This window comes from Streptomyces sp. (assembly GCF_035644915.1).
In the GTDB taxonomy this organism is placed as follows: Bacteria; Actinomycetota; Actinomycetes; order Streptomycetales; family Streptomycetaceae; genus Streptomyces.
The window spans coordinates 1-10,092 of the sequence record NZ_DASQNP010000190.1 but is presented as its reverse complement, the minus strand read 5'-3'; the positions used below and the strand labels follow the sequence as shown (position 1 = coordinate 10,092).

12 protein-coding genes and 1 pseudogene are annotated in these 10,092 nt (G+C 72.6%); 8 read left to right on the top strand and 5 right to left on the bottom strand.

The window, feature by feature from the left end:
• The 3 genes from VE546_RS21270 to VE546_RS21260 all read left to right on the top strand — a co-directional run.
• Positions 1-222: hypothetical protein (locus VE546_RS21270; protein WP_324924758.1), on the top strand; the 222-nt coding region annotated here is incomplete at its 5' end.
• A 20-nt stretch (positions 223-242) separates the two neighbouring features.
• The gene (locus VE546_RS21265; RefSeq protein WP_324924756.1) at positions 243-629 is read left to right on the top strand and encodes a hypothetical protein; all 387 of its coding nucleotides are present in this window, start codon (positions 243-245) and stop codon (positions 627-629) included.
• Positions 630-739: 110 nt separating this feature from the next.
• Positions 740-1,729 carry a pyridoxal-phosphate dependent enzyme gene (locus VE546_RS21260; protein ID WP_324924754.1) on the top strand — a complete coding sequence of 330 codons (990 nt, stop codon included), beginning with the start codon at positions 740-742 and terminating at the stop codon, positions 1,727-1,729.
• Positions 1,730-1,769: 40 nt separating this feature from the next.
• Here VE546_RS21260 and VE546_RS21255 read toward each other — a convergent pair whose 3' ends face one another.
• Positions 1,770-2,075, bottom strand: a complete 306-nt coding sequence (locus VE546_RS21255; protein WP_324924752.1) for a hypothetical protein — start codon at positions 2,073-2,075, stop codon at positions 1,770-1,772.
• Between the two features lie 409 nt (positions 2,076-2,484).
• Here VE546_RS21255 and VE546_RS21250 point away from each other — a divergent pair, with 409 nt between their 5' ends.
• On the top strand, positions 2,485-3,360 hold the full coding sequence (locus VE546_RS21250) for an alpha/beta hydrolase (protein ID WP_324924750.1): 876 nt from the start codon (positions 2,485-2,487) through the stop codon (positions 3,358-3,360).
• 140 nt (positions 3,361-3,500) lie between these two features.
• Here the strand turns inward: VE546_RS21250 and VE546_RS21245 are convergent, their stop codons facing one another.
• From VE546_RS21245 to VE546_RS21235, 3 genes are all read right to left on the bottom strand, one after another.
• Positions 3,501-3,977, bottom strand: a complete 477-nt coding sequence (locus VE546_RS21245) for a hypothetical protein (protein WP_324924748.1) — start codon at positions 3,975-3,977, stop codon at positions 3,501-3,503.
• Positions 3,978-4,039: 62 nt separating this feature from the next.
• Positions 4,040-4,609 carry an N-acetyltransferase gene (locus VE546_RS21240; protein ID WP_324924746.1) on the bottom strand — a complete coding sequence of 190 codons (570 nt, stop codon included), beginning with the start codon at positions 4,607-4,609 and terminating at the stop codon, positions 4,040-4,042.
• Entirely contained in the window at positions 4,606-5,874 is a 1,269-nt protein-coding gene (locus VE546_RS21235) for a Tat pathway signal protein (RefSeq protein WP_324924744.1), read from the bottom strand. The genes VE546_RS21240 and VE546_RS21235 overlap by 4 nt, the downstream gene beginning before the upstream one ends.
• Positions 5,875-6,110: 236 nt before the next feature.
• On the opposite strand from VE546_RS21235, the gene VE546_RS21230 reads away from it, so the two are divergent.
• The 3 genes from VE546_RS21230 to VE546_RS21220 all read left to right on the top strand — a co-directional run bounded on the left by VE546_RS21230 (position 6,111) and on the right by VE546_RS21220 (position 8,470).
• Positions 6,111-6,602 carry a hypothetical protein gene (locus VE546_RS21230; protein ID WP_324924742.1) on the top strand — a complete coding sequence of 164 codons (492 nt, stop codon included), beginning with the start codon at positions 6,111-6,113 and terminating at the stop codon, positions 6,600-6,602.
• Positions 6,603-6,699: 97 nt separating this feature from the next.
• Positions 6,700-7,359: a hypothetical protein gene (locus VE546_RS21225; protein ID WP_324924740.1), complete on the top strand. Its 660-nt coding sequence runs from the start codon at positions 6,700-6,702 to the stop codon at positions 7,357-7,359.
• A gap of 304 nt (positions 7,360-7,663) precedes the next feature.
• Complete coding sequence (locus VE546_RS21220; RefSeq protein WP_324924738.1) at positions 7,664-8,470, top strand: DUF6602 domain-containing protein; 807 nt, start codon at positions 7,664-7,666, stop codon at positions 8,468-8,470.
• A gap of 78 nt (positions 8,471-8,548) precedes the next feature.
• Here VE546_RS21220 and VE546_RS21215 read toward each other — a convergent pair whose 3' ends face one another.
• Positions 8,549-9,604 carry a hypothetical protein gene (locus VE546_RS21215; protein ID WP_324924736.1) on the bottom strand — a complete coding sequence of 352 codons (1,056 nt, stop codon included), beginning with the start codon at positions 9,602-9,604 and terminating at the stop codon, positions 8,549-8,551.
• Positions 9,605-9,977: 373 nt separating this feature from the next.
• Here VE546_RS21215 and VE546_RS21210 point away from each other — a divergent pair.
• Positions 9,978-10,092, top strand: a pseudogene (locus VE546_RS21210) (GYD family protein); the annotation flags it as partial.

Below are 10,092 nucleotides of genomic sequence, written 5' to 3'. Positions count from 1 at the left end.
CGCGAGCAGCCGCAGGAGGCGCTGACATGGATGGTCAGGTGCGTGGCCCTGTTCGACCAGTTCCCGCACCCGGCGACCGGACCGGGCCCCGACCACCTCAGGAGGCTGACGCACACGCTGGGCGTCGAAGCCCTCGAACGGACCTGGCAGGCCGTCACCGGCGCCCCCCTTCCGCCCGCCGTACGCCAGTACGTCCTCACCGACCCGCCCGCCGCCGACTGACCACCACAAGGAGAGCACCCATGGCCGTGGCCGACCCGATCGCACGCGGCGCGCGAGCCGCGGCGCAGCGCCTCACCACACCGCACGCCCCCTCCCTCCCGGCCGATGTGGAGGCCGCCCTCCACGCCCGCGACGGCGCCGCCCGCCCCGACCGCTACCTCGACCCCGTCTCCCTCGCCTCCCTCGTCGTGAGCGTCGCGACCCTGGCCTGGACCGTCTACAACGACCTCAGGACGAGGAACGCCGACCCCGGCCGGGACGTCGTCACCCGCCACGTCCGCGTACGGCTCGACCAGGCCGGAACGTCCCCCGCGGCGCTCGGTCCGGCGGACCGGGACCGGATCGTCGACATCACCGTCGAAGAGACGCTCAACGCCGCCCGGGACGACGACACGGGGCAGGACTGAGTCCCCGGAACGCCTCGTAGGGCCGCCGGGCGGGGCGAGGGGCGTGTGCCACCATGGCCGTCACCGCGGCACGCACGGTGCGGCGACATCCCACGGAACGGCAGAGGGCGATGACGAATCCGGGCGACGACCGGCGGCGGGCGGTCCTGGGCACCTGGCCGACGCCGCTCGATCCCGCGCCGCGGCTGGCCCGCGCGCTCGGGCTCGGCGCGGACGACCTGTGGATCAAGCGCGACGACCTCATCGGCCTCGGCGGCGGCGGGAACAAGGTCCGCAAGCTCGAATGGACCTGCGGGGCGGCGCTGGCCGACGGCGCCACGGTCCTGGTGACCACCGGCGCGCCGCAGAGCAACCACGCGCGGCTGACCGCGGCGGCCGGCGCCCGGCTCGGCCTCGACGTGGTCCTGGTGCTCGCGGGGCGGCCGGGGGCCTCCTCGTCCGGCAACCTCGCCCTCGACGGCCTCTTCGGCGCCCGGGTGGTGTGGGCCGGGGACGTCTCCGGCGCGGAACTGGACGCCACCGCCCGGCGGGTCGCCGAGCGGCTGCGCGAGCGGGGCGCCGTCCCGGCGCTGATCCCCTTCGGCGGCTCCAGCGCCCTCGGCGCGCGCGGTTACGCCGAGTGCGGGCGCGAACTCCTCGACCAGGCGCCCGACCTGGAGACCGTGGTCGTCGCGCTCGGCTCCGGGGGCACCATGGCCGGGCTCGTCGCCGCACTGGGGCCCGAGCGGGTGCTCGGCGTCCACGTCGGCGCCGTCGCCGAGCCCGCCGAGGCCGTGTCCGCGCTGGTCTCCGGCCTGACCGGCGCGCCCTGTCCGCCGCAGGCCCTGCGGGTGCGCCTCGACCAGGTCGGGGCGGGCTACGGCGAGCTGTCCGAGCCGGTCATGTCCGCCCTCACCCTCGCCGCGCGCACCGAGGGCCTCGTCCTGGACCCGGTCTACACCGGCCGCGCCCTGGCCGGCCTGGTGGCGGCCGTTGCGGAGGGCACCGTCGCACCCGGGCGGCGTACGGTCCTCCTGCACTCCGGCGGCCTGCCCGGCCTCTTCGGCCACGCGCCGGCGCTGGCGGCGGCGGAGGCCGGGCTGACGGTCGTCGAGGACTGACCCGGCACGGCACCGGCGGGAGGGACGGCCGCTGCTGCGGTCAGCGGTGCGGGCCGTGGTCCGCGGGGGACGCGAGCGAGAGGCGCATCGCGCACTCGTCCTCCGCCTCGACCGTGACCGGGATGCCCCAGTGCTCGCTCAGCATGCGGCCGACGTCGACGAGCCGCCGGCGGTCCTGGCGGCTGTAGGCGGGGAACCGGGCCCAGCCGTGGTCGGCGATCGTGTTCCCCAGCTCGGTGAAGAGGACCGCCCGGAAACGCCGTTCCTCCTCCTCGGTCAGCGGGGCGGGCCCCTCCTGCTCCTGCTCCGACGGTACGGGGCGGACGTTGTACAGGTCGCGGACCACGGTGTCTCCCGGTCCTGGTCGCGCGGAGTCTCGGGGGGCATCCTTCCAGGCGCGGCCCACGCGGGGGATGTCCCGTGCACCACGACGTGAGGGAGGTGTTCCCCGCGCATCGACGGTGACAGGAGGCGGCAGGAAGGCCCGCCTGCCGAGGTCGGGGGCGAGCGAGGGGCGAAGCGCACAAACGGAAGGGCTCGTACCGGTAGTTCCGGCGATCTTTCGCTGAGTAGGGTGACCCGTCGGACACCAGGCACCCGTCGGCGCTGCCCCCCGACCGGAACCCCGCGCCCGACCCGACCGCGTGGCGCCCGCCGCGCACGAAGACCCCGAAGACGTCCCTGCGGCGGGGCGGTGCGCAGGACGACGGCTCGCCCCCGGCCGCGCGTGCCGCCGGCGCGGCGGAGACCGGAAAGTGAGCAGACAGATGCAACCGACGTTCGTACTGGTCCATGGAGCCTTCGCGAACTCCTTCTCCTTCGCGCCGCTCCAGGCCGAACTCGGCCTCCTCGGACACCGCTCGGTCGCCGTCGACCTGCCCGGCCACGGTTTCGCGGCCACCTACTCGCGCGCCTACCAGGCGCCGCAGGACCTCGAAGCGCTCGCCGCGGCACCCGGCTCGATCAGGGGCGTCACGCTCGCCGACAACGCCGCGCACCTGATCGGGGCACTGGAACGGGCCAAGGAGAACGGGCCGGTGATCCTCGTCGCGCACAGCCGTGGCGGTATCACGGCCACCGCCGCGGCCAACGCCCGGCCGGACCTGATCGACCGCATCGTCTACGTCTCGGCCTGGTGCCCGGTCGATCTGGACGTCAACGACTACTACGCCGAGCCGGAGATGGCCACGGTCGACGCCGCTTCGCTGGCTCTGGCGATGGCCGGGAACCCGGCCGAACTCGGCCTGCTCCGCGTCAACTTCCGCACCGCGGACCCGAACGCCCTCGCGGCGTTCAAGGCGGCCTTCCTCGCCGACGGCACCGACGAGGAGTTCCTGACCTTCCTGAACACCTTCCAGCCCGACGAGAACCTGGACACCGGAACCTCCGCCGACCGGGCGCAGGCCGCGACCTGGGGCCGCATCCCGAAGACCTTCGTGCGTCTGGCCGACGACGCGAGCATGCCGCTCGCCATGCAGGACCGGCTGATCCGCGAGGGCGACGCGCTGACGCCGGACAACCCCTACGACGTCCGCACCCTCGGGGGCAGCCACCTGAAATGGCTGGTCGATCCGGCACCGGCGGCCCGAGTCCTCGGGGAACTCGCCGCGCTCACGGCCCGGCCCGCCTGATCACGAGCGGTCATGAGCGGTCACGAGCGGAGCCGTGCGAGAAGTGCCGCCGGGACGGCGGTTCCGCCGATCGTCTGACGGCGGCCCCGGCACCGCCCGCCCATCGCCGGCCACATCACCTCCGCACCGGAGAGGCACCGCTAGTCCCGGGTGGCGCCCTCGGGCCACAGCACCCGGACCGGGACGCCGACGCGCCGGGCGTGGGCCACCACGTCGGCGGTGCCGCCGTACCCGCGCGCCGGCCTGCCGTCCCAGACGGCGAGCAGCTCGTCCACCAGGCCGACGAGGACCTCGCTGCCCGCCTGGTGGGCGTGCGGGCCGGACTCCAGCAGCCCGGTGTGGTGCACCTCGGCCGCGCGCCGCAGCAGGTCGTCGTACGCGGGGTGGTGCCACTCGGGCAGGTCGCCGCGGTACGCCTCGGCGGGCAGGACGGCCTCGATGCGTCCGCCGTGGTCGAGCACGGCCTCGGCGAACCACGTGTCGGGCCCGTCCGCCAGGCAGGACACGCCCACGAGGTCGTCCGCCCGGTACCGCCGCACCTCCGCGCGCAGCGCGGTGCGCACGTCCTCGGCGACCGGCTCGGGCAGCCCGCGGTGTCCGGTGATCCCCAAGCGCATGGTGCTGGTCTCTCCTTCCGTTCGGGAAGCGGGGCAGGGGCGGGTCGGAAACGGGTCACGGGTCACCGGTGCAGCGGGTCGCGCACCATGGCGGCGAAGACGGGGGAGTCGGGGAAGGGCTGCTGCCGGCCCACCTCCTCGTACCCCCACGACTCGTACACCGCCTTCAGCCGCCCGTCCGACCTGGTGGGATCGACCAGGAGCGTGGCGCGTTCCTCTGTGCGCCGGGCGAGAAGCGCCTCGTGGAGCCGCCGGGACGTTCCGGCGCCCGCCGTGCCGCGCCAGGGGCGGCGGACCAGGATCTCGTTGACGGCGAACGTGCGGCTGCCGGTCTCCCGCACGTAGTCCTTTGGCAGCGGCTGCCGCATGGTGGACCACCAGCCGGTGTCCGGGGCGAGGGGCACGCCGAAGACGTACCCCACCGGCTCGTCCTGCCGGTAGCCGATGACGGCCTCCCAGCCGGGCCGGGACGCGTAGCGGCCCAGCCGCTCGTCGAAGCGTTCCACGGAGTTGAACGGCTGCTCCAGCAGGCCGAATTCGCCGCGGACCTCCACGTGGACGTCCAGCAGGAGCTGCCGGACCTCCGCCACGTCGGCGGTGCGGCGGAGGACGAGGGAGTCGGTGCCGGTCATACGGCCACCGCCCGGTAGTGCTCCCGCCAGGCGCCGGTCTCGAAACTGCGCGGGGCGAGGGCGGTGAGCCGGCGGGTGAAGTCGTCCAGGCGCTTGCGGACGCGGCCCTGGCGCGCGATCCGGGCGGGAATGGTCCGGGCGGAGGCGACGGCCGGTTCGATGTCCCCCTGTCCGAGCTGGGCGAGGGCGAGGTCCGCGTACGTCAGGGCGCGGTTGCGTTCCAGGTCGGGGCGGAGCCGGGCCAGGGACCGGTGGGCGTGGCGTTCGGCGTCGTCCCACCGCCCGAGGATCAGGTGCGTGATCAGGGCCTGGCCGTCGAGTTCCGCCTGGTCGTGGAAGCCCATCCAGGGGGGCCGGGGCAGGCCGGGGTCGGCGCGGTCGAACGCCTCCTGGGCCAGGTCGAGGTAACGCAGGGCGTTCCTGGGGTCGTTGAGCTTCGCGTGGTAGGTGGACAGGCGCGCCAGGGCGAGGGACGCGTAGAACGGGTCGCGCCGGGCGACGGCGGTGGCCCGGGACGCCTCGGCGGCGGCCAGGGCGTCGGCGGGGCGGCCGAGTTGCTGGTACAGGATGGCGGCGTGGCCCCAGACGCGGAACTGCGCGGCGGAGTCGCCGGAGAGACCGGCCAGGGTGACGGTCCGGTTCAGGTGCTGCTGGGCGGCGTCCAGGCGGCGGCCGTCGATGGCGGCCCACATGGCGCTGTTGGAGAAGGACGCGGCGACGGCGTACAGCTCGGAACGCACCCGGGACGAGGCGGTGTTGTGCTGGAGGAGGTCAAGGGTCTCCCGGGCCATGGAAACCGCTCGCCGTTCCTGTGTACGGGTGCCGCCGTAGCGGTTGTCCATGCCGACCCAGGCGGCGAGTTCGGCTTTCACCCGGTCCACGTCGGCCGATCCGAGACGGCGTTGCGAGTTCGCGGCGGCCGGGGCGGCGAGAGAGGCACCGGCGGCGGTGGTTGCGGCGATAAAGGTTCGGCGGTGCACGGGGTCCTCCTCGGGAGGCGAAGGAGTGGTGGAGTTTTTCCCCCTCGGGCGGAACCCTAATTGGACTGCTGTTCGGCCGGTAACCCTTTCAAGTGCGATACGTTGACGCGTATTCGGCCAGGTGTGCTCTCCCGACAGCCAGCGGTAGACGCCGCGCTCACCGAGCGTGCCGTACCTGCCCGTGAAGTCCGCGATGGCGGCGTTGACCTGGTCCGCGAGTTCGCGGGCGGTGACCTTGTGCTCGGCCATCCACGCGGCGAGCACCTCGTTCCGTGTGCGGCTCATGGCGGAACGTTAAGACTTGTCTCCCGTGCACGCGAGTAAAGAGAAAACCAAAACGGCACTTGTCCGCTGCGGAGTTCAACTTTTGAACGGCATACCCGCCGCCTGCCTCGCGGCGGTTATCTGGGTGTACGCGCACGTCCGGGACGGAGCTGTCATATATGCCGCAAGCAAATTCCTTGTCATGCGGCGGACTTCCGGCACCATTCATGCTCCACCGTCAGTTCGAGGAGCCGGGCTTGACCACTTCCGCCGCCGACGCAGCCGGGACACCGCCGCCGCCGCCGACGCCGCCGCCGCGTACCCGGGGCGGCCGGTCCGGGGAGCCGCACCGCACACCGCTCGTCCGGCCGGGCGTGTGGTGCGAGGCCGTCTCCGCCGCCGAGGACTCCCCGGAGACGGCCGAGCGGCGGGACGCGTACGCCGCCGGGGACGCGGAGGCGGCGGTCCGGTGGATGCGGGCGGGGGTGCGGTCGGTGGCCTCCGGGCTGGGGCCGCTGCAGGCCGGGTACGTGCTGGACCACTGGGTGCACGGGCCCGGCTCGCTGGAGGACTACGCCCGGCTGAACCAGGGCCGCCCGTGCGCGCTGACCGTCTACCGGGACGGCCGGCGGCTCACCTGGCGGGCCCGCCCGGTACGGCTGGTGCGCCTCGTGGCGGTCAACGGCCGCCCGCCGTGCACCGACGCCTGCCCGTCCGCCGCACCGGCCGGGAGGAGGGGACGGCGGTGACCGCACGTCCGGCGCAGCGGCCGGAGGCGGTCCCGCCCGCCCACGCAGGCGGGAAAACAACGGGCTAAGGGGAGGAGCCATGCCTTAACGTCCCCGCGTGACCGCACACGCATCGCCGCCGCCTCGTGTGCCCGGGGGCCTGAGTCGCAGAGCCCGATGCTTCGTCCACACGCACGGGCTGCGCGTCCCGGCCCCGGAGATCCGGCCCCACCGGGACCAGTGGCTCAAGTGCGGGATACCCGCCGCGGAGATCGACCGGGTCACGGACTTCCAGGAACGCTGGGGCGGCATCGCCCTGCCCCCGGCCCCCGCGTACGAAGGGGGGCCGCGGATCCTGAACGCGGACACGCCCGAAGGGTCCGTCTCGGACGGCTGGTGGTTCTCGGCCGGGGACGGGCGAGTGTCCATGGCCTACGGATTCGTGATCGGACCAGGAGGCGAATTCGGCATCCACGCCGAACACTGGACACCACTGCACGCCAGCATCGACGGTTGGGTGGAATCCCTCGCCCTGGCCCACCACGCCGCGTACTGGGCCAGGAGCATCACGAAGATCGTGGGCGACGCCGTCGATGCCCTGGACCTGGAGGGGTTCGAACCGGTGCCCGAGGTCCAGGGGATGACGGACAACTGGTGGCGCGGCACGGACTCCCTCATCGCCGTCTACCGGGGCGAGGCCGACTGCCTCACGGCACCTCAGTGCCGAACGGCACACGTCTACAGCGGCCTCGACGACTGGGGCCTCCGCGGCGGCTGACCGCAGCCTGACAGGGAACGGTCACCCGCACCGTGAGGAACGGTCCTCGAACCGGCGAGTCGTGCCTGACCGGGCCCGCTCGCGAACACCCGGTACGACCACCGACCCCGGCCTGGACGGAGCCGGTTTCACCGAGGGCGCCGCACCCCGATCGACTTCTCAGTCCGGAAAGCCAGGTCGTGGCAGACCTCACCGGCGCCACCCTGTCCGTCGCCTCCGCCGCGGACGGCACCCGCCCGGCCGCCCTCGCCGGCCGCGACCCCGGGCCGGCCCGCCGGCACGTCGCTCGCCCTAGGATTCACGCATGGCGCAGGAGAAGCTCGGCAAGATCCTTAGTTCAGTCGCCAAGAGGATGCGCGCTGACTTCGAACAGTCCAAGAACTTCAACCACAACGGTGAGGCCGGCACGTCGCGGGAAGTCCTCGTCCGCGACTTCCTCTCCGGGTACTTACCGTCACACGTCGAGGCCATCCACAACGCCGAACTCGTCACCGTGGACGGCAGTGTCTCACCCCAGTGCGACATCGTTCTGATCGACCAGGGGACGCCGCCCTTCACCACCCTCAACGGTTACCGGATCATCCCCAACGAGTGCGTGTACGGCGTGATCGAGGTGAAGACGACGTTGGACGCCGGCCAACTCGTGGACGCGTGCGACAAGATCAGCCGGTTGCGGCGCCTGCGGAAGACCGCGTACCGGCCGATTCCGGGGCTGATCCCCCGCTCCACCACGGCCTACGGCAGGACGTACGAGTACTTCCCGACGTCCGGGATCATCGTCGCGTTCGACAGCCTCAAGCTGGAAACCATCGGGAACCACTTGGCGAACTGGTGCGCATCGCGCGACCCCGTCGAGTGGCCGGACAGCGTGTGGGTCCTGGGAAAGGGACACCTGCAGTGGTCCGATCCGCAGCACCACTCCCTCAAGAGGTCGCCGGCACCCGGTGATGTGCTGGTGCAGGTCGATGCGATGCCCGACCAGGACGTCCTCTTGCCGTTGGCGCTCCACTTGAACATCCACTTCTCGGACGCGTGGATGCATCCACTGAACCTCATCCCCTACTCGGGTGCCACGCCGTTGGGCACGCTGGTCAAGCGCTGGGAGCTCTAGCCGCTCGGCCGGTGGGACCGCGCAACCGCCTCCACGTCGCCGGTCCGGCCGGCGCGGCGACGTGGAGGCGCGGAGTGCCTAGCCCGCGGTGGGGACGTCGTGGCCGACGAACTCCCCGTCGTCCGACCGGTACACGAGCCCGACGCCGTGGCGGTCGAGGAGGGAGGGCACGTCCGGGTCGGGTGCGGACGGCAGCAGGACGACCCGCCTCGGCTCTCCCTCGTGGTCCGGGGCGGTGACGTAGCGGCTGTAGTCCAGGAGTTGGCCGAGGGCCATCCGCACGTCCTCGCGGGAGCTCGACCCCTTGGCCTCGTACAGCACGTGATCGGTCGCGTCGTAGAGGTCGGTGCGGAGCGTCGAGGTCAGGCCCTTCACCCTGATCTGGAAGGCCCCGGTCTTGTGCCCGAGGGACTCCAGGTACGCCTTGTACGCCTGCGTCAACTCGGCTTCCCGACGCACCGCGATGCCGGCGGCCGAGGCCGCCCGAAGGCTCATCTTGGTGGTGAAGCTCTCCGGCATGACGAAGGTGCCGCTGGTCGCCGCGTGAGGGGGCGGTGTCCTGGTGGTGCCCGTCTTTCCCCTGCGCTGCTTCGGTACGGCCAGCGCACCCGTGGTCGCCGGGTCCGAGTGGAGCATCGCCGCGGTGACGACCTGGAAGGGCACGAACTCCGACGCGGTCTCCGTGGCGGCGGGGATCACGTCGTGCGGCGAGCGCTGCACCTCGCCGTCGGGCCGGAGGCGGAAGACGATCACGTTGCGCTCGTGGCCGTCCTCCCCGTGCACCCGGCGCCACACGTACGGCTGCACCCCGTCCAACGTGAACGTCCCGAGGTAGCGGTGCGTCTTGGCATCGCTCCCGGGCGCCGTGCCCACGCGCGTGAACACGCGCAGGGTGCGTCCCTGCTCGGCATGGCGGAGGATCGCCCTGTTGCCGGTGCCGGCGACCCCGTCGAAGGTCTGGTCACCGGACTTCCCGGCACCGGTGTATTCGAAGACAGGACCGAGTTCGTCCTCCTCGGCCAACCACCCGTCGTAGTAGCCGGCCTTCTCGCCCACCTCGGGGTCCGAGTAGAGGTTGACGCTGCGTGTTTCGTTGGAGGGGCAGATGCCCCCTTGAGTGCTGCCCCCGAACACTTCACGAATCTGCGCCCGAGTGCGGACGTCCCCGGGAACGATCGCATCAAGACCAGTGGTCATGGCCCGACCCTAGGACACCGCACTGACAGTCGGGTCCACAATTCCCGTACGGGGCGTCAGGTGCGGCCCTCGGAGCGGAGGCGGGCGAGGAGCTTCTCGGCCGCAGGTCAGGGTGCTGTCCGCGGCGGCACGGCGCGCTGCTCCGGCACCGCCGGGGCCCGTGCGCACGCAGGTGGGCGGGACGGCGTGTGGGTGGGAGCCCGGGCCCGCGCGATCCGGTGACCGTACCGATGTCCTCCGCCGGATGCGGTCTGCCCCGCGCGCAATTATGGTCGTTTGTAGGTGTTCCTCCGTTTCTGGAGGTGAGATCGTGCCGACCTACATCACGCTGCTGAACTGGACCGACCAGGGAATCCGCGCCTACAAGAACACCACGGAGCGTACCGACGCCTTCGTCGCGGCGTTGCAGAAGCTCGGGGCGAGGC